Genomic DNA, 22,669 nt, shown 5'->3' with positions numbered 1-22,669 from the left:
GCATGGCAGAGAACACGGTCCTTGTTATCGGCGGGGGCGCCGCCGGAATGATGGCGGCGGGGCAGGCGGCAGCCGGCGGAGCCCGCGTTTTTTTGATTGAGAAAAATGACCGTCTGGGCCGCAAGCTTGCGATATCCGGCAAGGGCAGATGCAACATCACCAATGACAAACCCATCTCGGATTTTTGTGCTTGCTACCCGGGTAACGGACGGTTTCTGCAGGGGATACTGCACGAATTCGACAATGTGCGCCTGCGCTCGTTTCTGGCCGGCTATGGGGTTGAAACTAAAGTCGAACGGGGCGGCCGGGTTTTTCCGGTTGCCGGCGAAGCGGAGAGCGTGGTGCGGGCCTTGTCTAAGTTCCTGGCGGCTGCCGGCGTCGAGGTCAAGCTCGGACAGGCGGCGGAGGCGGTGATTGCCGTCGGGGGAAAAGTGCGGGGCGTCCGGGTCGCCGGAGGCAGGACTTACCCCGGCAAGGCGGTCATCGTCTGTACCGGGGGGGCAACCTATCCCGCAACCGGTTCAAGCGGAGACGGCTATCGCTTTGCCCAAGACCTGGGTCACCGGGTGATCTCCCCCCGACCGGCCCTGGTGTCCCTGCGTACGGCGGAAGGTTGGGTAAGTGAACTGCAAGGACTTTCCTTGCGCAATGTCGCGGTGACTTTAAAAGTGGACGGTCGGGCACAAGCTTCTGATTTGGGGGAAATGCTGTTTACGCATTTCGGGGTTTCCGGTCCCTTGGTGCTGACCTTGAGCCGGCTGGCTGGGGACGCGCTCAGGCAAGGGAAGCGGGTTAAACTGGAAGTTAATCTCAAACCCGGTCTCAACCCCGAGCAACTGGACCGGCGTTTACAGCGCGATTTCAGCCAGGCTGCCAATAAGCAGTTTAAAAACGCGCTCAATGCCCTCTTGCCCCAGAGCCTGATCCCGGTTATCATTAGGCTGGCCGGGATTGACCCGGACAAGGTCGTGCACCAGGTGACCCGGAATGAACGCCGGTCTTTGGCGGCCCTCTTGCAAAGCCTGCCCTTGACAGTCAGCGGGACTCTGCCCCTGGCTGCGGCTATCGTGACCGCGGGTGGAGTGGATGTCAAAACCATCGACCCCAAGACCATGGCTTCCAAAAGCGTCCAAGGTCTTTATTGGGCGGGGGAAGTGGTGGATGTGGATGGTGTCACGGGCGGCTACAACCTTCAGGCCGCTTTTGCCATGGGTTACAGGGCGGGGCGCGCCGCCGGACGGTATGCGCAAGGCTCGGTCTGACTCGGCCCCACGGCGCATAGACTGTTCGTGGGGGGATGATCATGCGCCGGAGGTACCGACCTTGGGGAGCGGTGTCCAGCCGCTTGAACCGTTTGAACCGCTTGAACAGACTGAACCGCCTGGAAAAACTATTGATTCAGGTCATGATTCTCGCTTCCCTGGCGCTGGTGCTGGTCCAAATAGGGAGAGCCAGGAATCCGTTGGATTTGTATTTTGCCATGGCGGCGAAAGTAGAGAACCCGCCTCTTACGGTTCCGGCCTCCGCTCTCACGGGCGGAGTTCCGGCACAACAGCCGACCCGGCAACCGGCTCAGCAGCCGGACTGGCAAGCAGCCGTGCAGCCAAGTCAACAGCCCGGGCAACAGCCGGGCCGGGAGGAATACCAACTGGTATTGCGGGCTGAACCGCCTGCCGCCGTCAGGGTTTGGCAAAACGGCCGCTTAATTGGGGATCTCAGTCGGGGAACCTTGAACACGCAGGTGCTCAAAGGGGAAGTCCTCCTTGATGGGCGTGCGGTCACAGGACCGGTGCGCGTTCAGGTTGCGCAAGAGGACAGCCGTTTGCGGCAGCCGCCTCTTAATCGGGCCTACCTCATTGACGGCAACGTTCAGACGCTTCCGGTGAGCCCTTAGAGAAGGGTAACTATTCGGGTACAGACACCCATGCCGCAAAAGGGTTACCGTTTGAATCGCCGCGATAGCGGCGAGATGGAGGTTAGGAGACCCCACCGTTTCTGCCGGAGAAAATGGGACCCGGCTTGAAGTCCGCGCACGTCGGATATTGCAATAGGGTAGCGGAGAGATTATAATTCATTCCAGGCAGGGCCGGTTTTTTGGGAGACGGCCCGGTAGTACGGTGAAGAAAGTGTTTGGCGGGTACATAGGTGGCATAGGGGAAGGACGGTGGGCTTAGGAGGAGCGAGGCACCGGGCAAGGTGTCTTTTTTGTCCTGTTTGGAAAGTATGAGCCGCTTATATCCGGAGAGCGGTATTTCTGCGAGGATGGGGGGTTAAGTTTATGATTGCCCAAAGCAAACGGGTAGCGATGGCTGCCCTGAAGATGGCAATGACGGAAAGCCGGGAGGAAGAGACTGAACTTAAGGAGTTCTTCGCCAGGCAGGGGATTAAGACCGCGGCCGTGGATTACGGCGGGGACTACGTAAGTTCCGTGAAGAAAATTATCGAGCGGGCCGTGGTGGCTGCCAAGCGCGAAGGGGTGATCAAGGAGACCCACGGAGACGAAGGAGCGGTTGCGGGAGCGACGCGTGAAGCGCTGACCCAGATCATGCCTAAAGCCATAGGGCTCAATGTGGGCGGCAAAATCGGGGTTGCGCGGCGTGACGAGCACCTGACCGTGGCTATTTTCTTTGGGGTCGGGCTCTTGCACTTGGATGAAGTGGCCATGGGTTTGGGCCACCGGGCGGCACCCAAAGAAAGCCTCTAGGCAGGACAGGAAGGACGGGAAGGGCGGAGGCTGGGACCGGACGGAAGGATAAGACGGGAAGGAAAGGAGTGGGTCTTATGGTGCGGGGAATAAGAGGAGCCACTAGCGTGGAGGAAAATACGGCGGAAGAGATTCGGACGGCGACCCAGGAATTGCTCCAGGCGATTGTCAGGGAGAACAATCTTGCGTTAGAGGAGATCGTGAGTGCTGTTTTCACTGTGACCCCGGATCTGAATGCGGAATTTCCCGCTTCTTTTGCCCGGGAGATCGGCTGGGAACGCGTCCCTTTGCTCTGCTCCACGGAGATTCCGGTGCAGGGTGCCATGCCGCTCTGCATCAGGGTTTTGCTCCATGTCAACACGGAACTGACCCAGAAAGAGATACGCCACATTTATCTCCGCCGGGCCGTGAGTCTGCGCAAAGATTTGGCGGCCCAGTGAAGGGGTTAGGTGAGTGGATTAGGCAAAACATCTGGGTGTAGAGATCTTTAAAATGGGTATTGACGGAAAAGACCCCTCTCCTATATACTTGATGTAGGGAGAGTTACTGACTGGGAGCGAACAGCCTTTGCTTGGATCAGGGTTAAGTGGGTAAGCAGGTTTAGGGTGCAGCATAGGGATTGGGCTTAAAGTTCGCTGGAGGTTTAGAGTCGATTCGAGCTTAGGGGAGCAGATTCCGAGTTCAGCGGTTAGTGTAGAGTTAGAGTTAGAGTTATAGTTATAGTTAGGTCAGAGTCAGAGTTAGGTCAGAGTTAGAGTTAGGCAAGCCGGTCCGCAGTTTGACTACTAAGTCACAATTTACAACTAGTTGAGTTTTAGCAGAGATGAGGGTTCCGCGCAGTTGAGTTGAGCTGAGATGAGGTTCTGGTGTAATGAAACCGGCACTCATTTGAGTGCTGGTTTTTTATTTTTCTTTGAATCCCGGCGTATGATGCCGGGAGAGAAAGCTGAGGTGAGGAGAAAGGTGCTGCTCGCAAGTCAGGAGTTGGAACAGCTGAGCACAAAAGTGTTTGCGGCAAGTCAGGAATGGGGCTCAATCAGTGCCAAGTTCCGGCCGGAAGCGGGAATTTTGCAGCTGGCCCGGTTGGGAGAGCGGTTGGGAATGCCCTGCCGGTTCGTCCTGGAAGGGCAGGAACGCGAGCACGAACGCTCGTATCTGGGGTTCGGCCAAGGCTGGCCGGTGACAGGTAAATACCGGCCGGGACACGATCCGCTCGAGGAACTGAGGGAATTTCTTCGGGCCTGGCGCCGGAACTGTCAGCCCTGCGGCGGGGGAACGTGCGCCCCCGCTTTGGAGAGCGGACTGATCGGCTATTTTGATTACGAGTGGGGGCTTGTCTGGCAAAAACCCCGGTCTACCGCGGCCGCACCCTCGTATTTCTTCCGCGCCTGCCCGGTGAATATTATTTGGCTGCCCAAAGAGGACCGCCTGGTTTTGGAAGTATTCGCGCAGACAAGGGCCGGAGCGGAGGACCTCCTTGCCGGCTGGGGTCGCGCGATCACGGATTTTCTCGGGAGCGCGGGAATAGACCAAGACGAAACAAACTCTGGGCCGGACCTGAAAATCCCCGGACGGGGTGTGTCTGGCTCCCGGGAGGGGGGCTGCTCTTCGGAGGCGAGGGAAATACCCTCTCCCGAAGGATCTAAACAGCCCGTAGGGGTACAGTTCGCGGAAGAACCGGCGCCGCCCGAACGGGGAGAACCGATACTGCCGGCTGAGGGATCGCTTGCCGGTGGACCGCGGGGGGCGGCACTTGAGAGACAACCGGTGCGGCCGGCGGAGGCGGGTGGGCCGGTCCCGGGTCCTCCCCGGGAGGAAAAGCCGCCTGAGCCTTGGCGGAGCAACATGGACCGCGTTTCTTATCTGGAGAAGGTTCGCCGGATTCAGGAATTCATCCGGGCGGGAGATATTTTTCAGGGGGTTTTCTCCCAGCGCTTTTCCCGCCGGGCGAAAGCCAGCCCTTGGCGGATTTATGAAAGGCTGCGGCTCCTTAATCCTTCCCCCTATATGTTTTATTTGGAGGGAGAGAAGGAGACTTTGGTCGGAAGTTCTCCCGAGCTCCTCGTCTCCACGCTGGGAAAGCGCGTGATAACCCGCCCGATTGCCGGGACCAGGCCGCGGGGTCCCAGTGAAGCGGTCGATAAAGCCAGGGAAAAGGAATTGCGCCTCGATGCCAAGGAGAACGCCGAACACGCCATGCTGGTGGATTTGGGGCGGAACGACATCGGGCGGGTAGCCGGCTGCGGCAGTGTCAAGGTCAGTCAATATGCCAAGGTGGAGCGCTTCTCCCATGTCATGCATCTCGTCTCCACCGTAGAAGGAGAATTGCGCCGGGGGGAAGACGGTCTTTCGGCTCTGAAAGCGGTTTTTCCGGCCGGTACTCTGAGCGGTGCTCCCAAAGTCCGCGCCATGGAAATCTTGCAGGAATTGGAGCCTGAACGCAGAGGAGCGTACGGTGGCGCCCTGGGGATCGCGCGCTGGAACGGGGATGTCGATTTCTGCATCACCATTCGCACTTTGCAGGTTCGCGGGGATACGGTAAATGTCCAAGCCGGCGGGGGAATAGTCTACGACTCTCAGCCGGAAAGAGAGTATGCGGAAACGCTCCAGAAGGCGATGGCTTTGATGAAAGCGGTGGATGAAGTTGTTGACGGTGATCGATAATTATGATTCTTTCACGTACAACCTGGCTCAGGCTCTGGGACGCCTGGGGGGAGAGGAGGTGCGGGTCTGGCGCAACGACGAAAGAACGGTCGCGGAGATTTTAGCAGAGAAACCCGCCGGCATCATTCTTTCACCGGGTCCCTGCACTCCGGCGGAAGCCGGCATATCCCTGGAACTAGTGCAAGAATTGGGGGAAAGGGCCGCCCGGGGCGGCGGAGCGCTGCCGATCTTGGGTGTTTGCCTGGGACATCAGGCCCTGGCCATGGCTTTCGGCGGCCAAGTGGTCCGGGCGCCCGAGATAGTGCACGGGAAGGCATCTGCCGTTTATCATTGCGGGGAGGGCCTGTTCGCCGGCTTGGAACAAGGGTTTAAAGCGGGCCGTTACCATTCTCTGATGGTGGAGAAGGAAAGTCTCGGTCCGCAGTGGGCGATAACGGCCCAAACGGCAGAGGGTCTGGTTATGGGGATAGAACACCGGGAATACCCGTTTTACGGGTTGCAATTTCACCCGGAAAGCATTCTGACACCGGACGGGGACACGATCCTGCGAACATTCCTGAGCGTGGTGGAGGGGAACACGGCCGCCCCCGGCCCGGAGCGAAAGTACGGTTAAATATTAACGAAGATGAGCTGAGAAAGGAGAGCAGAGGATGAGTGCGATTCGTGAGGCTTTGGACAATCTGAGCCGGGGAGAAAATTTGTCCGCCGAACTGGCGGGCGGGGTAATGACGGAACTCATGGCCGGGGACCTGACCGGGGCCCAGATCGGGGCCTTGCTTCTCGGGCTGAGGCTGAAAGGAGAGACGGCGGAGGAAATAGCAGCCTTTGCCGGGGTCCTGCGGAGTTTGAGCGAGAGAATCCCGGCGCCTTCCGGGACGGTTGACACCTGCGGAACGGGCGGAGACGGGGGAGGAACGTTCAATATTTCCACTACGACGGCCTTTGTCGTGGCGGGGGCGGGGGTGCCGGTGGCCAAGCACGGCAACCGTTTTGCCTCAGGCCGCTGCGGCAGCGCCGATGTCTTGGAGGCCCTGGGAGTACCGCTGGATCTAAGCCCGCGCGAGAGTTCCGCTAACCTGCGGGAGATAGGGATGGCTTTTCTCTTTGCTCCCTTATACCATCCGGCCTTGGGCAAGGTGGCTGCCCACCGGCGTGAGTTGGGAGTGCGGACCATTTTCAACCTGCTCGGCCCGCTCTTGAACCCGGCTCAGGCGCCCTACCAACTCTTGGGGGTGTCTTCCCTCATTCTTTTGCCCAAGCTGGCTAAAGCCCTGCAGATTTTGGGGGTGGAGCGGGCGATTGTCGTCGTGGGAGAGGACGGTCTGGACGAAGTCAGCTTGACGGCAGCCACTCAGGCGATTTTGGTCGAGCGGGACAAATTTTTCCCCTTCCGCCTGACACCGGAGGAATACGGTCTGACACGCTGCTCTCCGGTCGAGCTGCGGGGAGGAGGGCCTGAAGAAAATGTCCGTCACACTTTGGCGGTCCTGGAAGGAAGGCCCGGACCCAAACGGGATGTCGTCCTCCTCAACTCCGGCGTGGCTCTTTTTGCGGCGGGCAAAGCGAGAAACATCGGGGAAGGAATTCTAATGGCTGCCGAGAGCATTGACTCAGGCGCGGCCTTGGGTAAGCTGGAGGCCCTGCAAGCCGGAAGTGCAAAGAGCTTGGCTCTTTAAAGGGGCCGGTCAGGGGAACCACTCCCGACCGAAGAAGCCCCTCAGAAGCGAGAGTCTCACCGGCGATAGCGGATGAAAGAGTGGGAAAGGAGAGAAAAAATGAGTGTCCTAAAAAGCGTCGGCGTCCCGGAAAGCGCCGGGGAAAAGGAAAGCCTCACAGAAAAGGGTGGCCTGCGCGGGCAAAAAGAGGACCAAGTAAAGAGTGAGAGCCGGCACGCGCTGATGGCCGCTGGGGATGAGCGGCCGGGCCGCTTCGGTCCGTACGGCGGAGCTTACGTGGCCGAGACCCTGGTCCCGGTCTTGCGCGAGGTCGAAAAAGCATATGCGGAGGCAAAGCAAGATCCGGCTTTTACAGAGGAGTTTGGGCGGCTTCTGCGGGAATATGTCGGGCGCCCCTCTCTCTTTTATGCCGCGGAGCGTCTCAGCGCCCAGCTGGGCGGAGCGCGGATTTACTTGAAGCGGGAAGATTTGAATCACACCGGGGCCCATAAAATCAATAACACGCTGGGCCAGGTACTGCTCGCCAAACGCATGGGGAAAACGCGGGTTATTGCCGAAACGGGAGCGGGGCAGCACGGAGTGGCCACGGCGACCGCCTGTGCCTTGTTCGGTTTGTCCTGCATCGTTTATATGGGGGAAGAGGACATCCGGCGGCAGCGTTTGAATGTCCTGCGCATGCGTTTATTGGGAGCGGAGGTACGCTCGGTCAGCCAGGGTTCTAAAACCTTGAAAGACGCTATCAATGAAGCCCTGCGCGATTGGGTGAGCCATGTCGAGGATACGTTTTATTGTTTCGGCACGGCGGCCGGTCCCCATCCCTTCCCGACCATGGTGCGGAATTTCCAGGCCGTGATCGGGCGGGAGACTAAAGAACAGGCTCTGAAGGTTTTGGGCCGCCTGCCTGATGCCTTGGTGGCCTGCGTGGGGGGCGGGAGCAACGCCATCGGCTTTTTCCATCCCTTCATTGGCGATCCCTCCGTCCGCCTGATCGGGGTGGAGGCCGGCGGAAAAGGGGACGAACCCAAGGGCCATGCGGCAACGTTGGGTCTGGGCGAACCGGGCGTTCTGCACGGGGCCTACAGCTATTTGCTCCAGGATGACGACGGGCAGATCCTGCCCACGCATTCCGTCTCAGCCGGTCTCGATTACCCCGGGGTGGGTCCGGAGCACAGCTATCTCAAAGAAAGCGGCAGGGCCGAGTATGTGCGGGTCGGGGATGAGGAAGCCGTCCGGGCCTGTGAAATACTCTGCCAAACCGAGGGCATCCTGCCCGCGCTGGAAAGTGCCCACGCTCTGGCCTATGCCGTCAGGCTGGCGCCGGAGCTCGGCAGCGAAAAGGTCATTGTCGTCAATTTATCCGGGAGAGGGGACAAAGATGTCGAGACCCTGTCCGCTTATCTCGCGAGGAGGGATTCAGATGAGTGAAAGATTGCAGGAGGCCTTTGCCCGCCCGGGCCGGGGCCTGACCCGCCTGATAGCTTATTTAATGGCGGGGGATCCCGATTATGAAACGAGCCTGCGCCGGCTGTCCGGGTTGGCCGACGCGGGTGTCGATATCCTGGAGCTGGGAGTGCCTTTCAGTGATCCGATGGCCGACGGGCCGGTGATCCAGGCAGCCGGGGGCCGGGCTCTGGCAGCCGGGATGAGGCTGAGCCGGGTCTTAGCCATGGTGCGCGATTTTCGCCGGGAACGTGAGACTCCCCTGCTCCTCATGAGTTATCTGAACCCCCTCTTACGTTACGGTTGGGACGATTTCGTGCGGGAAGCCGCGGAGGCGGGGGTGGACGGTCTGATCCTGCCGGACCTGCCCTGGCGGGAAGGGCGGGTATTCCGGGAGAGGGCCGGACAACTGGTGGGCCGCCGACTGGCCTTTATTCCTATGGCCGCGCTGACGAGTGAGGCGGAAGACATTGAAGCTTTGCAAGAGGCGGAGGGCGGCTTTGTCTATGTCTTGGCCAAGAACGGGATCACGGGCGGGGAGTCGGGCATCGCGCCTGAGGTTCTGGATTTCATTGCCCGCTTGGGAAGTGATTTGCGTCTTCCCCGCTGTGTCGGCTTCGGTTTGCGCAGCCGCGAACAGGTGGAACGCTTGGCCCCGGCCGTGGAGGGTGTCATCGTCGGCAGCGCCTTGGTGGAGCGTCTTTCCGGCTTGGATCAAACCGGTCTGCAGGGAAGTGAACTGGGAAAAGCCGAAGAAGGAGTGTATGCCTGGCTCAGCGGCCTTTGGCAGGAAAACCCGCAATTCTTAAATTCTTAAAAGTACGGTTGTTGAGAAAGGACATTTATGCTAAAATACGAAGAATAAAGGTGTTTACGGGGGTGGAGATTCCTGTTTTCACAGTACGACGGCAGGACGGCAGGACGGCGTTTTCAAATCCCGATCGGGTCAGATAATTATCCCGGTTTGGTTCCGGGAGCGGCAGGAGGGGAAAGGCAGGAGTTTAAGGATGGATCGGATGGGGTAGTACAGTAGGATGGGAGTGGTGAAATTTTCGGCACCCTTCTATTCAGGGTGCCTTTGTTGTTCTTCAGCCAGGGAATACCGCATGGGAATTAGAAGCACGTGGCCGTGTCGGTGAAATTCTCCCGTTCAAGCCTAGGGTTTTAGTCGGGGCCGGGTGGCGACCCGGCCGGGAGAACCAAATTTTACCTAAGACAATAGAATAGAATAAAATACAATACAATAATCGGCAGCGGCAGAGAGTGAATGGTCCCCGGGGACAGCAGCATGGCAAGTACGGTAGAAAGATGAGGGAAAAAGAGATGATCATTGTTCTGAAGCATGGCAGCGGAGAAGCCGAAATCAAAGAAACGACAGACAGGCTGACTGAACATGGTTTCAAGGTTCACCTTTCGCAGGGCGTGGAGAAAACCCTGATCGGCGCGATCGGGGACCGTTCGCACCTGGAAGCGCTGGATCTTGAGGCTTTACCTTGGGTAGAGAAGGTGGTAGCAATATTGGCACCTTATAAACTCGTAAGCCGGGAGTTTCATCCTTCCGACAGCATTATTAAAATCGGGGATCATGAGATCGGGGGTTCGCAGATTCACGTCATGGCCGGCCCCTGTGCGGTGGAAAGCAGGAGTCAGCTTCTGGAGACGGCCCACCGGGTGCGCGAGGCGGGAGCGACTTTCCTGCGGGGCGGCGCTTTCAAGCCCAGAACTTCCCCCTATGCTTTTCAGGGCCTGGGTGAAGAAGGATTGCGCTATATGGCGGAAGCGCGCGAAGAAACCGGCCTGCTGATTGTGACCGAGGTCATGGATGTCCGGGACGTGGAATTAGTGGCTTCGTATGCCGATGTCTTGCAAATCGGGGCGCGCAACATGCAAAACTTCTACCTTTTAAAGGAAGTGGCGAAAGTGGACCGCCCGGTTCTCCTCAAACGCGGTCCCTCTTCGACTCTGGAAGAGTGGATGATGGCGGCGGAATATATCATGGATGGGGGCAATTATCGGGTCATGTTCTGTGAACGCGGCATCCGCACCTTCGAGGAATACACTCGGAATACTTTGGATCTGAGCATGGTGCCGGCCCTGCATGAGCTTTCCCATCTTCCGGTCATTGTTGACCCCAGTCATGGAACAGGGCGCTGGAATCTGGTGGCTCCCATGGCGAAAGCGGCTTTGGCTGCCGGAGCCGACGGGCTGATTGTGGAAGTCCATCCCCAGCCGGAAAAAGCCCTCTCGGACGGCAAGCAGTCTCTGACTCCGGAGAATTTCCGGCTGATGATGCGGGATTTGTCACGCTTGGCCCAGGTGCTGGATCGCGAACTGAAAGGGGCGGTCCTCTAATGTCGGTCGTTGAGCGGAAGCGGCTCTCCCCGGGTTGGCTGGGAGAGAGCAGCCCGCTGGCTTGTGTGGTGGGTCTCGGCCTAATCGGGGGTTCCTGGGCCGGGGCCTTACATACGCGGGGCTGGCGGGTTTTGGCCGTCGATCACAGTCCTGACAGCCTGGAGCGGGCCCGGGAGATGGGCTGGATCGATGAGGGATATTTGAGTATGCCCGAGTATTTTGATTTTGATCTCATCGTTTTAGCGCTTCCCCTGCCGTTGCTTCTGCCGGGCTTAATGGGCTTAACAGGCTTAAGCGGGAAAATCCGGCCGGGGGCGATCATCACGGATGTCGGCAGCCTGAAAGCGGAGATCTGTGCCGAAATGCCGGAACTTTTAGGCAAGGACGTCTGGTTCATCGGCGGGCACCCCATGACAGGTTCGGAAAAATCCGGAATTCAAGCCGCGACTCCGGACTTGTTCAAAGGGTACCCCTACGTGCTGACGCCGGAAGGCTGCCGGGAAGATGCCCTTCTCAGTCTGACAGCGCTTTTGGAAGATATGGGGGCTCATGTGGTCCTGCGCGGGCGGGAAAGGCATGACGAGGAAGTGGCGATGGTAAGCCATGTGCCGCATTTTCTGGCTGTAGCTTTGGCCCTGGCGGCACAAGATATCTCCCGGGAAGGAGACTCGGCTCTGGAACTGGCCGGGCGCAGTTTTCGGGAAGCGACGCGCGTGGCGGAGAGCTCCCCCGAGATGTGGCGGGAGATTGCGCTCAAGAACCGGGCAGCGATTCTCGCGGGACTCGAGTGTTGGCAGAAGCGGCTGGACGAACTTAAGGACTGCCTTTTAAGCCGGGACGGAGAGGGAATCGCCGGATCTTTCCGGGCCGCGGCCCGGGTGCGCCGGACAATGAGGTGGGAGGATTAGTGTGAAAATGAGTGGAGTTATGGTCAAACCGGCCTCCGCGGTTGAGGGAACGGTGACCGTCCCGGGGGACAAATCGATCTCGCACCGGGCGGCCTTGCTCGGCGGGATGGCCGAGGGAGAAACCCGGATCACCAACTTTCTGGCAGGGGACGATTGCCTGAGCACGCTGGCCTGCTTGGCGAAGCTGGGTGTGACCTGGGAGCGCCGGGGAAGCGAGGTCTGGCTGCAGGGCAAGGGAACGGCTAACTGGCGGGAGCCGGAAGATGTCCTGGATGTGGGAAATTCGGGAACCACGGCTCGTTTGTTTCTGGGGGCACTTGCCGCCTCTCCCTTAGCGGCGACTTTGACCGGGGACGCTTCCATCCGGCAAAGGCCCATGCGCAGAGTCACGGATCCTTTGAAACGGATGGGGGCAGCGATCATCGGGCGCCGTAACGGCGACTTTGTTCCTTTAACTATCCGTGGCGGCGGACTCAAGGGATATGCTCACCGGACGGAGGTAGCGTCCGCCCAGGTGAAGTCCGCCCTGCTCCTGGCGGGTCTCGGGGCGGACGGGGTGACAAGTGTTGAGGAACCGCAGGTCTCCCGTGACCATACGGAGAGAATGCTGCGGGCATTTGGGGTTCCGGTGACGATGGAGGGCAGGATGGTGCAGGTTCGCGGGGGTTCCCGCCTGAGGGGGCAAACGGTGGCGGTCCCGGCCGACATTTCTTCAGCCGCCTTTTTCCTCGTCTTGGGAAGTCTGGCGGGCCGGGGGGAGATCGTCTTGCCGGAGGTGGGCATCAATCCGACCCGGACAGGGATTCTGGACGTCCTGCGCCGGATGGGGGCGGATATTGAAGTGCTGGCAAAGCGGGAACCGGCCGGTGAAGGCAGGGCCACTTTACGCGTACGCCCGGCGGATTTGCACGGAACAGAGATTGCCGGGGAGATTATACCCCGCCTCATCGACGAGGTTCCGATCTTGGCTGTCGCGGCCAGTTTGGCCGAGGGTGAGACCGTGATTCGCGATGCGGCTGAATTAAGGGTTAAAGAAACGGACCGGATCCAGACAGTGGCCGACGGCCTGCGAGGCTTGGGTGCGGACGTTGAGGAACTCCCGGACGGATTGCGCATCCGGGGCAAAAAGCGCTTGCCGGGTGGAAGGGCCAAAAGTTACGGCGATCACCGTCTGGCGATGTCCTGGGCCGTGGCCGGACTCCTATCCCAGGAGGGAGTGGCCGTCGAAGGGATGGAAGCGGCGGCTGTGTCCTTCCCGGATTTTCTCGCGGTTTTGGACCAAATCGTGAAGCGCTGACATTCTCCTGCCCAGCATCCTAAGGGCGTTCAGCCCGGTTGCTCTCAATCTGCATAGCCGCAACGAAATCCATTTTATCAGACGGGGTCTGCACAAGGATATTTCTTGCAGCACAAGAATAATAATAAGGATCCGGGGGCAGTTTCTTTAGAGCCCGGGCGGGGTGTATCGGGACCGAGATGCGAGGGCGCGGAAAATGGGGTGACAGGGGATGCCCAAAGAGCTGACCCATTGGCAGGTGGCCCGCGGAGCGGTCAGCGGGGGAGTAGCGGGGCCGGTGCGCGATTTAATTGCCCAAGCGCCGGATCTTTATTACTTGGGGGCGGTGGCTCATGACATTCCGTTTTATGATTTATCGGCAGCGGCCGGAGTGAGCTTGGAGCGCATGGGCAATCACTTGCACGGGGTCAACGGGGAAAATACCCTGGTTCCGCTCTGCGATATATTGACCGAGTCCTTGCGGGAGCCGGGGAAAGATTATCTTTTGGCTTTCTGCTTGGGGCTGTTGACGCATTTTGTGACGGACAGCACCTTCCATCCCGCGGTCTACTATTTAAGCGGCAATTACTTTGACCCCGACCCGGCCCGGCGCAATCGGGCTGTCTTTCACCACCGCCTCTTGGAGACAGGGTTGGACCTCTGGTTGCAGACCCGCCAGCCTTTGCTCTATTCCCAGAGCCTGGCCGGCTTGTGGCGTTCTGCGGGTCGGCGTGGCCAAGAAGCATTGAGTCTCTTAATCGAACGTTACGCGCCGGCCGGCGATGAGGGGAGCCGCAGGCATTTTTGGCGGGCCTGGCGCAATCAGCGGCTTCTGCAGAGTGCGTTCAAATGGTCCGTCCCTTGGCGGATTTTGCGGTTCTATCGCAGGTTGGGACACCCCGGCGGCGCTAAACTGGAAGCGCTTTTCTATCCGCAGCCTCTGAACCTATCTTTCTTTGAGACTCGGGCAGCCTGGCGTCATCCGGTGAGCGGAGATCTGAATGAGACTACACTGCCCGCTCTCTTCGCCGCCAGCGTCGAGAAAGCGATCGACCTGTTCAACAAACTGGGGGCACGTCCCCCACAGGCTTGGGCGGATTTTTTACGTACCCTTCCTCCGGTCTCTTTGGAAACCGGGCTGGCCTATGTGCCGGTGACGGAAATGAAATATTTCCTGGAGGAAGATATCAGCAGGAGCTTGCAGAAATCTCCTTAGAAGGTTGGGGGACTCTGGTTCCGGGGGACTCTGGTTCCGGGAGACTCAGGTTCCGGGTTCTTGCGGGGCCGAGCAGGGTTCACCGGCGGGCTTTTGCGGGGTACAACGCATCGCTTCAGACTGATCGGATGAACCGGCCGGCAGAAGCTGCCATAAAGGTGTATACTGGTGAAAGCAGAGGTTTACACTCTAACTGCGATGGAAGCCTAGGTGCGGGAATGGCTCTGAAAGAGGTCAACCACCCCATGCTTAAAGACGTCTGAAGAGTCTGAAGCCAGTGGCTTCCGCGCGAAGCGTTGGGTAAAGGAGGAAGCAGGCGGCATGCGCTTTGAGAGAGTGCTTTGGGATTTGGACGGGACATTGACCGATCCGAAGGTGGGTATCACCCGCTCGGTGCGCTACGCTTTGACGCGGTTGGGTTATCCGGCTCCGGAGGAGGATCTCCTGGAGTGGGTCATCGGGCCCCCGTTGGTCGTCAGTTTCCGCTTGCTTCTGGGGACTGAGGACGAAAACCTGCTGCGGCAGGCGGTCGAACTGTACCGGGAAAGGTTCGTGACGAAGGGGATGTTCGAGAACACCGTTTATCCCGGCATTCCCGAACTCTTGGCCGATTTGGAAGCGGAAGGCGTCCAGCTTCAGGTTGTTACATCCAAGCCCAGGGTGTTCGCCGAAAAGATCCTGGAGCACTTCCGGCTGAGGAGTTTTTTCCGGCGCGTTATCGGCAGCGAACTGGACGGAAGCCGGACGGATAAAGAAGAACTCGTGGGTGAGGCCCTGCGCGGCCTTCCTCTTTCCGCCCGGGCGCAAACGGCGATGGTGGGGGACCGCTCCTTTGATGTTCAAGGCGCGCGTCGGAATGGTATTGCCGCCATCTTTGTGCGTTACGGCTACGGCCAGCCGGAGGAGGCGGAGCGGTCAGGCCCCGACTATGAGGTGGCAAGTGTGGAGGAACTGCGTTCCCTTTTGCTCTGAATCCCGTATAATAGGGATCGTGGGGCGGGCGGGGGGCTCCGTTGCTTTCCCCCCGAATTTGGCGCAAAGGGGTCTTAGGGATGGACGAACCTGAAACAGTGGTTCCGGTGGTTCGGGTCAGGCGTTTGGGCTGGCGCGACCTGGGCATTGTCATCTTGGGGATTATCGTCATTTATGCGGTTCTCGGCGGCCTCACTTTCTGGTTGTCCGCCCGCTGGAAAAACGAACAGGTCTTGGTTTACGCCAACGGCTTTGCCACCCAGGCTTCTTTCCTCGGCTTGATTTGCTTCCTGAAAAGAGTCAGGCACTGGACCTGGGCGGATCTGGGCTGGCGCCGCGTGGCCGTAAAGCCGCTTCTGGGCAGGATCGTAGGGCTCTATATTTTCGCCTGGGTGATCAATGTAGCCTATGCCGTGGTCATTTACAAATATGGAATTTCTCTGCCGAAGAAGGATGTATACACGGTGCTCCTGACCCATGTCTCCGCTTTAACCCTGCTCCTAAACGTGCTTTTGGCGGCAGTGCTGGCCCCGATGATTGAGGAGACACTCTTTCGCGGCATCATTTTCAGCAGCCTGAAATCCTACTTCGGACCGGGGACGGCAGCGGTCCTCAGCGCTGCTTTGTTTTCCGGTTTGCATCTTCAACTGGTGGGCTTCATTCCCCGTTTTGTCCTGGGTCTCATGCTGGCCTATCTCTATTCCAAGAATCGTTCTCTCTACCCCTCTATGGTTTTCCACTCCCTGAATAACCTGGTGGCCACCCTGCTCATGGCAGGAATTACCGGGTAGGAATTACCGGGCAGATACTTGGGCCGCATTCCCATGGCAACAGAGAACAAGGGGTCTTTTCTTTCCCGACTGAGGAACGTCGGCCGCAAGACCATGATTGTCCGCGAGACGATAATTTTCCCGGACGATAACAATCCGCCCGGGGATTTGCGTAGGAGCCGGCGACAGAGCGTAAGGCCCCACGGAAGCCCCCCGTTGCGGGGAAGGACGGGTGGCTTGCCTGATCTCTTTATGCTATAATGGCTTTGGTCCGGATGGACGGGGTCTTATGTTAAGGCATTGGTCCTGACGGACGAGGTCCTAAATAAGGTCTGGGATAAGGAGCAACGGCCTTGGCAAACGGATTGGAAGAGGGAAAAGAAGGCAGCCGGCAGATCGCCATCGACGGCCCGGCGGGCTCGGGCAAAAGTACCGTAGCCAAAAAAGTAGCGGAGCGCCTGGGGATTTTTTATCTCGATACCGGTGCGATGTACCGGGCCCTGGCTTACAAGGCCGTAAAAAATAAAGTGCCTTTAACCGATGAGGAGCTTGTCTCACGTTTAGCCTATGAAACGGACATATATTTTTCGAAGGAACGAGGCGTTTGGTGCGACGGGGAGGACGTGACCCAAGCCATCCGGACTCCCGAGGTCAGCCGGGCGGTATCCCTGGTGGCGTCCTACCCGGGTGTGCGCAAGCGTCTGGTCGAGTTGCAGCAGGCCGAGGCGGAGCGTCGGAGTATCGTGATGGACGGCCGTGATATCGGGACCCACGTGCTGCCGCAGGCGGGGTTGAAGATTTTTCTCACGGCCGAGCCGGAGGTGAGGGCTCGCCGGCGCTGGCAGGAACTCAAAAGCTCGGGCAAGGAAGCGAGTTTGGCTGAAGTCGTGCGCGACCTGGAGGAAAGGGACCGGCAGGACCGAAACAGGGTGGCTTCTCCCCTGCGGGCTGCACCGGACGCGGTCATTCTCGACACGACCCGTTTGGACATTGAGGAAACCGTGGCCAGGATTTTGGACATGGCCCGGGGGGGTTTGAGATGACACTTTACGGTTTTGCCAGGAGATTCTTTCGCACTTTCTTTCAGCTGAAGGGGTGGAAAATAGAGGGCCTCGAGAATATACCGAAGAAGGGCCCCGTCATCCTGGCCGTCAACCATATCAGCAACTGGGATCCGGTCTTGGTCGGCTGCGGCTTAAACCGGCAAGTTTCCTACATGGCCAAAGAGGAGTTATTTTCTGTGCCTTTCTTGGGCTGGGCCATTCGGAAAGTGGGAGCGTTTCCGGTCAACCGGGCGCAAGCGGACACCGGGGCTATCCGGCAGGCTTTGGCGATCCTGAAAGAAGACCGGGTATTGGGCCTCTTTCCGGAAGGGACCCGGTCCAAAACGGGAGACGTACAAAGAGCACTGCCCGGGGTGGTGCTGATCATGGACAGGAGCAAAGCCCCCGTGGTGCCGGTCAAAGTGCGGGGGACCAACCGCCTGTTAAGGGGAGGCAGGGGAGGGCTGAGACTGGTAGTGGGCAAGCCTTTGACCCTTGATCAACTCAAAGCGCCGGAGGGTGTCGCGAACCGGAGGGAATGGGTGGCTGAGCGCATCATGCGGGCAATTGATGAACTTTAACCCTGCATTTTTTTACGTATCAGGGGTACCTTAACTATCAGAGAAACCGTGACGATATGAGGGGGAACCATGGCGAAGAGAAAATCATCGGCAGTGTATCAATCCTTGTGCCTTAGAGAAAAATGACCGTAGAGTTGAAAAGCAGAGGGCTTCAGGGCGGCAGAAAAGTTGTACCCGCCCAAGAGGGGAAAAAACACGGCCCGGAGAAGGATTTTCCGCGCTCCGTGGCGAAGTATTCCGGTAGGCTGTTGGTCACAGGTTGTTGGGAGGGACTGGGTTGAGAGTTATTCGAGCCGCGAAAGCCGGGTTTTGCTTCGGAGTTAAGAGGGCATTGGAGTTGGCGGAACGCACGGCTGGGGTTTCGGAGACGGTATCGCTCGGGCCTCTTATTCATAATCAGCAGGTCGTCGAACGCATGGCGGAAAAAGGGTTGCGGGTGGTTGACACTCTGGACGGCCTGGGGCGGACTCCGACCCTGATCGTCCGTTCGCACGGGCTGCCGCCTTCCGTCTACGAGACGGCCCGGCGCGCGGCCATGGAAATAGTGGACGCGACTTGCCCGTTTGTGCAAAAAGCCCAGCGTCTAGCCGCGGAAGCCGCCGAGGTAAGCCAGGTTATCGTCGTGGGTGACAAAAACCATCCCGAAGTTCAGGGTATTTTGGGTTGGGCCGGCCCGAGGGCCATCGCGATCGAAAAGTTGGAGGAAGCGCGGGAGCTGCCGTATTTTTCTTCCCTTGCGGTCCTGGCGCAGACGACCCAGCCCGCGGAAAACTTCCGCCGGATCGTCAGCGAGCTGGAGAACCATACGGATTCCCTCACCGTGCACAATACCATTTGCAACGCCACGGAGGAGCGCCAGACGGCGGCACGGGAATTGGCGAAAACGGTGGACGTTATGGTCGTGGCGGGAGGACGTAACAGCGCGAATACGCGGAAGCTGGCTGACATCTGCGCTGGGCTGACGCGGACATACCTGATAGAAACAGCTGTGGAATTGCAAAAAATCTGGTTTGCGGGGGCCGTAACCGCCGGCTTGACGGCCGGGGCTTCCACACCGGATTGGATTATTGAGGAGGTTTACAGGAAGATGGCAGAAATGAACGAAATGGATTCCCAAACAATGGCGACTGAATCGGTCCGGGAGGAGGAGCCCGCCGAAGAGACGGCGGCAGACCTTGAGCATGCGGATCTTGAGCATAAGGAAAGGAACATGGAGTCCTGGGATGAAGGGTTGCAGGGCATTCACCGGGGCGCGCTGGTAAGCGGAACGGTCGTCAAGATCACGGACGACGAAGTTTTTGTCGACATCGGCTGGAAATCAGAGGGAGTTATCTCTTTACGGGAACTATCCGTGGCCAAGGTACATAAACCGGAAGAAGTCGTGTCCCTGGGGGATTCGATAACCGCGCTCGTCCTGCGGGTCGAGAATGAAGAGGGGTATCCTGTGCTCTCCAAGCGCCGGGCCGGTGAAATGGAGGCTGTACAGCACCTGGAGGAAGTTTACGAGAACAAGGGCGAGATCCGGGCCAAAGTAGCGGAAGTGGTCAAGGGCGGGCTCTTGGTGGATGTGGGCATGCGCGGTTTTGTGCCGGCGTCACAGATTCAGTTGAATTATGTGGAAGACTTAAACCAATTCCTGGGTCAGACTTTACGACTCAGGATCATTGATTTCGATCGGGACAAGAAGAAAGTCGTTCTCTCGCAGAAAGTGATCCTGGGTGAGGAGCAGAGCAGCAAACGCGCCCACCTGCTGGAAACTCTGCAGGAGGGTGAAACTGTCCAAGGGATCGTGCGCCGTTTGACGAGTTTCGGAGCCTTTGTTGACATCGGCGGGATTGACGGGCTCTTGCATGTTTCCGATATGGCTTATTCGAGGGTTAAACACCCTTCGGAGATAGTCCAGGTAGGGGAGGAGATCGAGGTTCGGGTCCTGCGCATTGATCGTGAGAACGGCAAGATTTCCTTGGGGTTGAAACAGCTCAAGGAGAGCCCCTGGGCCAGCGCCGCCGAGAAATACCCGGTGGGCTCCATGGTCAGCGGCAAAGTCGTGCGTTTGGCCCCCTTCGGAGCTTTTGTCCAGCTGGAAGACGGTATTGACGCCCTCATTCATATTTCTCAGCTGGCGGATCATCGTATCGCCAAGGTGGAAGACGCGGTTCAGGTAGGTGATATGATCAGCGCCAAAGTCATTGAGGTGAAAGCGGGTGAGAAGCGGATCAGTTTGAGCATCCGCGAAGCGCTCAATGAAGCGGCGGCCCGGAACAATGCCGAGGCTCTGGCAGCTCAGGAGGATGTGGCGCCGGTGACAATCGGCGAGGCACTGTCCGGAACTCCCGCCGAGGAGCGCGAGGACTAATCCGGGTTGCAACTTCACAGGTTGCAACGCTTTTGAAGGATACAAAGGATACGACTTCTTACTCCTTCCGGAGTGAGAAGTCGTTTACGTATTCGCGTCGGAGGAAGGGAGATTTGGATGCAGGAGCGACGGCAGAACCGGACCCGAGCCAACAAGCGCGTACTCCCCGCCCCGCAGGGATTGGATTTTGCCCTAGTCTTTTTGAGCGTGGCTCTTTTGGCTTTCGGCTTAATCATGGTGCTCAGTTCCGGGGCCGTGAACGCATTCGACATAACCCATGACAGTTATTACTACCTCTTCCAGCAGTTGAAGTGGACGGGGTTGGGCGGGGCTCTCGCCGTCATCGCCGTCATGGTTCCCTTCACCTTCTGGCGCAGGCTGGCGGGGGTGGGGATGCTTGTCACCTATGTTTTGTTGATTCTCGTACTCTATACCCACGCGGGTATTGTGACTTCAGGGTCGGCCCGCTGGCTCAGAATCGCCGGTCTCAGCATCCAGCCTTCGGAAATTGCCAAGCTCTCCGTGATTCTCTTCTTTGCCCACACCCTAGAGCGCTATCCGGCGCGAAAACTGCGGGACTTGGCGGTTCCCCTGGCGGCCTTGCTCCCGGTCCTCTTCTTGATCTACAAACAACCGGACCTGGGAACGATGCTGGTGCTGCTCTTTACGGCCGGAGCCATGTTTTTGCAGACGGATTTGGCGGCAGGCTGGTTTGCCGTGGCTCTTCCGGCCGCCGGGATACTTGGCACCATTCTCGTGCGGCATCAGCCTTATCAATGGAAGCGTATTCTCGTCTGGCTCAATCCCTGGGCCTACCCCAATGCCGGCTATCAGATTACCAACGCCGAGATAGCTCTTGGTTCGGGGGGCCTCTTCGGGGTGGGGTTGGGGAGGAGCATGCAGAAATACGGTTTTCTGCCCGCAAACCACACGGATACCATTTTTGCCATAGTGGGTGAGGAACTGGGACTGGCAGGGGCCTTGGCCCTTATTATCCTCTTTGCGCTCTGGATCGTCAGGGGATTTCAGATCGCGCGCAGCTGCCCGGACCGCTTCGGCCGTTTGCTGGCCTTCGGCATCACCTCCAGCCTGGCCGTCCAGGCGGCCATGAACCTGGCCGTGGTCACGGGTGTCATACCGGTGACCGGGGTAACCTTGCCTCTGATCTCATACGGCGGGAATTCCCTCTTAATCACACTGGTGGAGTTGGGTATTCTGCTGAATATCTCCCGTTACCGCACTCTGCCGCAAAGCCGTAAGTCTGCCGGCAGGACATCCGGTCACAGCGGGTTGAGTCAGTGAGAGCGAGAACCGTGATAGCGGAGTCCGGAGACAGCGTAGAAGAAGGATTCGGACGCTGCCGGCCTATCGTGGCCTGGGCCGGTCGGAAGCTGTGAGAAGAATTGCCATGGACGATGAAAACTTCGTTTCTTGGGAAGAATAAGGAATGATGCACATGAAGGAGGAGAATCCTTTGGTCATTCCTTATGGAGATATGCTGCTCCTGGTCGCGGCTTTAGTCGCCTGGGCCGAGAGACTGCCGGAGCGCAAAATGTTAGGCCTTCTCAGCCTGACCTGGCTGGGAGGAAGGTTTCTGGAAGGGTTTGTTAATACCGGAGCGGTTTGGCATTGGAGCTTGGCAAGGGCAGCCGTGATCGTCGTTTTTCTGGTCATGGCCTGGCGCCGTGCGTCCCATCCCATGCAGGCTCTGATTGTCCCGAGTCTCGTGCTCTTGTCGCAAGATCTTCTGATTGTGAATGAGCCGGGAGTGCTTCCGCCCGAACATTGGCTCTTTGCCGCCGGCTTCTTTTTGGCAGCCCTGTTCACTTCCCAAACCTATTGGGGAACGGCGGTCGGGGTGTCGGGAGGGCTGGTCCTGAGTGAGTTGTTCAATCTGTTTGCCCTCAAAGGAATTGTTTTGCACAGGGACATTCCCGACCCTTTTCTCTGGCATTTCACGCTGGCGGGTTTAGTGGTCAGCGCCTTGGGTCAAAAAGCTTGGCACTTATTTAAACGCCGGCGAGGCGAAAGCCTTGGGACTGAAAGCCTGGAGCCCGAAGGCCTGGAGTCTGAAAGCCTTGGGCCCGAACTAAGCCGCACGGACGATCCTTTCCCGGGCGAGGGTTTGCCCGCCGGGGCAGGGCCAGCGTTCGGGGCGGGGTCAAGCTTTCGGGAGGGGTCTGACTTCGGGGAAGGGTTATCCGAGGGAGAAGGATTATCTTCGGAAGAAGGGCCGGGGTCTCTTTCCCTGAAAGGGTCGGGGTCGCTCTCCGAAGAAGGGTTGTACCTGTGGAGGCGGCAATCCCCTGCGGAAGACACGCCCTTTGGGCAAGAGGTATCGTCCCCGGACGGATGGTTCGCTCAAGGCAGCGAAGTTTATGAGGAGGGACCTTTGTCCGCAGAAAAGTCGTGCCCAGGCGCAAAGGGGTCAGACGGCAGAAGGGGCCCCGCCGGCGGCAAAGTATCAGTCGGCAGAGAAATATCCCCGGACGGGAAGGCGCCCATGACGGAAAAAATACCGGTGAGCGAAAAGGCGCCTGCCGGTGAAAAGCCGTCCGTCACTGAAGAGGTATCCCCGGCCACAAGGCAACCGTAGGCTAAAAGATACCCGCAGGCGGAGGGGGATCACCGGAAGAGGGTTGGCACCCTTTGCGGTTTCGGTTTTCTGTGTGACAAGGTTGTTGTCTACTCGGCATAGAGTTTTGGCCAAT

At 58.6% G+C, this 22,669-nt stretch carries 20 protein-coding genes; all 20 read left to right on the top strand.

Annotated features, from left to right (window positions below; translation table 11 throughout):
- Positions 1-2 precede the first annotated feature (2 nt).
- The 20 genes from MNU25_RS13150 (at position 3) to MNU25_RS13055 (ending at position 22,554) form a co-directional block, all read left to right on the top strand.
- The gene (locus MNU25_RS13150; RefSeq protein WP_240985487.1) at positions 3-1,262 is read left to right on the top strand and encodes a BaiN/RdsA family NAD(P)/FAD-dependent oxidoreductase; all 1,260 of its coding nucleotides are present in this window, start codon (positions 3-5) and stop codon (positions 1,260-1,262) included.
- 41 nt (positions 1,263-1,303) lie between these two features.
- Positions 1,304-1,894, top strand: coding sequence for a hypothetical protein (locus MNU25_RS13145; protein ID WP_240985486.1), 591 nt, complete (start codon positions 1,304-1,306; stop codon positions 1,892-1,894).
- A gap of 384 nt (positions 1,895-2,278) precedes the next feature.
- A complete protein-coding gene (locus MNU25_RS13140) occupies positions 2,279-2,704 on the top strand; it encodes a HutP family protein (protein ID WP_240985485.1) in 426 nt (141 codons plus the stop codon).
- 77 nt (positions 2,705-2,781) lie between these two features.
- The gene (gene aroH / locus MNU25_RS13135; protein WP_240985484.1) at positions 2,782-3,144 is read left to right on the top strand and encodes a chorismate mutase; all 363 of its coding nucleotides are present in this window, start codon (positions 2,782-2,784) and stop codon (positions 3,142-3,144) included.
- A 511-nt stretch (positions 3,145-3,655) separates the two neighbouring features.
- Positions 3,656-5,368, top strand: coding sequence for an anthranilate synthase component I family protein (locus MNU25_RS13130; RefSeq protein ID WP_240985483.1), 1,713 nt, complete (start codon positions 3,656-3,658; stop codon positions 5,366-5,368).
- Positions 5,349-5,981, top strand: a complete 633-nt coding sequence (locus MNU25_RS13125) for an anthranilate synthase component II (protein ID WP_240986844.1) — start codon at positions 5,349-5,351, stop codon at positions 5,979-5,981. Before MNU25_RS13130 ends, MNU25_RS13125 begins: the two co-directional genes overlap by 20 nt.
- A 37-nt stretch (positions 5,982-6,018) precedes the next feature.
- A complete protein-coding gene (gene trpD / locus MNU25_RS13120; protein WP_240985482.1) occupies positions 6,019-7,044 on the top strand; it encodes an anthranilate phosphoribosyltransferase in 1,026 nt (341 codons plus the stop codon).
- A gap of 222 nt (positions 7,045-7,266) precedes the next feature.
- On the top strand, positions 7,267-8,469 hold the full coding sequence (trpB, locus tag MNU25_RS13115; RefSeq protein WP_240986843.1) for a tryptophan synthase subunit beta: 1,203 nt from the start codon (positions 7,267-7,269) through the stop codon (positions 8,467-8,469).
- A complete protein-coding gene (trpA, locus tag MNU25_RS13110; RefSeq protein WP_240985481.1) occupies positions 8,462-9,301 on the top strand; it encodes a tryptophan synthase subunit alpha in 840 nt (279 codons plus the stop codon). The genes trpB and trpA overlap by 8 nt, the downstream gene beginning before the upstream one ends.
- Positions 9,302-9,807: 506 nt before the next feature.
- On the top strand, positions 9,808-10,836 hold the full coding sequence (aroF, locus tag MNU25_RS13105) for a 3-deoxy-7-phosphoheptulonate synthase (RefSeq protein ID WP_240985480.1): 1,029 nt from the start codon (positions 9,808-9,810) through the stop codon (positions 10,834-10,836).
- Positions 10,836-11,744, top strand: coding sequence for a prephenate dehydrogenase (locus tag MNU25_RS13100; protein WP_240985479.1), 909 nt, complete (start codon positions 10,836-10,838; stop codon positions 11,742-11,744). The genes aroF and MNU25_RS13100 overlap by 1 nt, the downstream gene beginning before the upstream one ends.
- 7 nt (positions 11,745-11,751) lie before the next feature.
- A complete protein-coding gene (gene aroA, locus MNU25_RS13095) occupies positions 11,752-13,041 on the top strand; it encodes a 3-phosphoshikimate 1-carboxyvinyltransferase (protein WP_240985478.1) in 1,290 nt (429 codons plus the stop codon).
- Between the two features lie 211 nt (positions 13,042-13,252).
- Complete coding sequence (locus MNU25_RS13090; protein ID WP_240985477.1) at positions 13,253-14,236, top strand: zinc dependent phospholipase C family protein; 984 nt, start codon at positions 13,253-13,255, stop codon at positions 14,234-14,236.
- Positions 14,237-14,557: 321 nt separating this feature from the next.
- On the top strand, positions 14,558-15,208 hold the full coding sequence (locus MNU25_RS13085; RefSeq protein WP_240985476.1) for an HAD hydrolase-like protein: 651 nt from the start codon (positions 14,558-14,560) through the stop codon (positions 15,206-15,208).
- 80 nt (positions 15,209-15,288) lie between these two features.
- Positions 15,289-15,999, top strand: coding sequence for a CPBP family intramembrane glutamic endopeptidase (locus MNU25_RS13080; protein ID WP_240985475.1), 711 nt, complete (start codon positions 15,289-15,291; stop codon positions 15,997-15,999).
- Positions 16,000-16,331: 332 nt separating this feature from the next.
- Entirely contained in the window at positions 16,332-17,021 is a 690-nt protein-coding gene (cmk, locus tag MNU25_RS13075) for a (d)CMP kinase (RefSeq protein ID WP_240985474.1), read from the top strand.
- On the top strand, positions 17,018-17,602 hold the full coding sequence (locus MNU25_RS13070) for a lysophospholipid acyltransferase family protein (protein ID WP_240985473.1): 585 nt from the start codon (positions 17,018-17,020) through the stop codon (positions 17,600-17,602). Before cmk ends, MNU25_RS13070 begins: the two co-directional genes overlap by 4 nt.
- A gap of 277 nt (positions 17,603-17,879) precedes the next feature.
- Positions 17,880-19,958, top strand: a complete 2,079-nt coding sequence (locus tag MNU25_RS13065) for a bifunctional 4-hydroxy-3-methylbut-2-enyl diphosphate reductase/30S ribosomal protein S1 (RefSeq protein WP_240985472.1) — start codon at positions 17,880-17,882, stop codon at positions 19,956-19,958.
- 117 nt (positions 19,959-20,075) lie between these two features.
- On the top strand, positions 20,076-21,260 hold the full coding sequence (ftsW, locus tag MNU25_RS13060) for a putative lipid II flippase FtsW (protein ID WP_240985471.1): 1,185 nt from the start codon (positions 20,076-20,078) through the stop codon (positions 21,258-21,260).
- Between the two features lie 145 nt (positions 21,261-21,405).
- A complete protein-coding gene (locus MNU25_RS13055) occupies positions 21,406-22,554 on the top strand; it encodes a hypothetical protein (RefSeq protein WP_240985470.1) in 1,149 nt (382 codons plus the stop codon).
- The last annotated feature ends 115 nt before the right edge of the window (positions 22,555-22,669 follow it).

This window comes from Acididesulfobacillus acetoxydans, assembly GCF_902729405.1.
Lineage (GTDB): Bacteria > Bacillota > Desulfitobacteriia > Desulfitobacteriales > Desulfitobacteriaceae > Acididesulfobacillus > Acididesulfobacillus acetoxydans.
This window is presented reverse-complemented; position numbering and strand designations above follow the sequence as displayed.

Excerpts from the sequence above, each read along its gene's own strand:
- trpA (WP_240985481.1), top strand. The coding sequence starts at position 8,462 with ATGAGTGAAAGATTGCAGGAGGCCTTTGCCCGCCCGGGCCGGGGCCTG.
- MNU25_RS13140 (WP_240985485.1), top strand. The coding sequence starts at position 2,279 with ATGATTGCCCAAAGCAAACGGGTAGCGATGGCTGCCCTGAAGATGGCA.
- ftsW (WP_240985471.1), top strand. The coding sequence starts at position 20,076 with ATGCAGGAGCGACGGCAGAACCGGACCCGAGCCAACAAGCGCGTACTC.
- MNU25_RS13070 (WP_240985473.1), top strand. The coding sequence starts at position 17,018 with ATGACACTTTACGGTTTTGCCAGGAGATTCTTTCGCACTTTCTTTCAG.
- MNU25_RS13090 (WP_240985477.1), top strand. The coding sequence starts at position 13,253 with ATGCCCAAAGAGCTGACCCATTGGCAGGTGGCCCGCGGAGCGGTCAGC.
- MNU25_RS13085 (WP_240985476.1), top strand. The coding sequence starts at position 14,558 with ATGCGCTTTGAGAGAGTGCTTTGGGATTTGGACGGGACATTGACCGAT.
- aroF (WP_240985480.1), top strand. The coding sequence starts at position 9,808 with ATGATCATTGTTCTGAAGCATGGCAGCGGAGAAGCCGAAATCAAAGAA.
- MNU25_RS13100 (WP_240985479.1), top strand. The coding sequence starts at position 10,836 with ATGTCGGTCGTTGAGCGGAAGCGGCTCTCCCCGGGTTGGCTGGGAGAG.
- trpD (WP_240985482.1), top strand. The coding sequence starts at position 6,019 with ATGAGTGCGATTCGTGAGGCTTTGGACAATCTGAGCCGGGGAGAAAAT.
- MNU25_RS13055 (WP_240985470.1), top strand. The coding sequence starts at position 21,406 with ATGATGCACATGAAGGAGGAGAATCCTTTGGTCATTCCTTATGGAGAT.
- MNU25_RS13080 (WP_240985475.1), top strand. The coding sequence starts at position 15,289 with ATGGACGAACCTGAAACAGTGGTTCCGGTGGTTCGGGTCAGGCGTTTG.
- aroA (WP_240985478.1), top strand. The coding sequence starts at position 11,752 with ATGAGTGGAGTTATGGTCAAACCGGCCTCCGCGGTTGAGGGAACGGTG.
- aroH (WP_240985484.1), top strand. The coding sequence starts at position 2,782 with ATGGTGCGGGGAATAAGAGGAGCCACTAGCGTGGAGGAAAATACGGCG.
- trpB (WP_240986843.1), top strand. The coding sequence starts at position 7,267 with ATGGCCGCTGGGGATGAGCGGCCGGGCCGCTTCGGTCCGTACGGCGGA.
- MNU25_RS13150 (WP_240985487.1), top strand. The coding sequence starts at position 3 with ATGGCAGAGAACACGGTCCTTGTTATCGGCGGGGGCGCCGCCGGAATG.
- MNU25_RS13145 (WP_240985486.1), top strand. The coding sequence starts at position 1,304 with ATGCGCCGGAGGTACCGACCTTGGGGAGCGGTGTCCAGCCGCTTGAAC.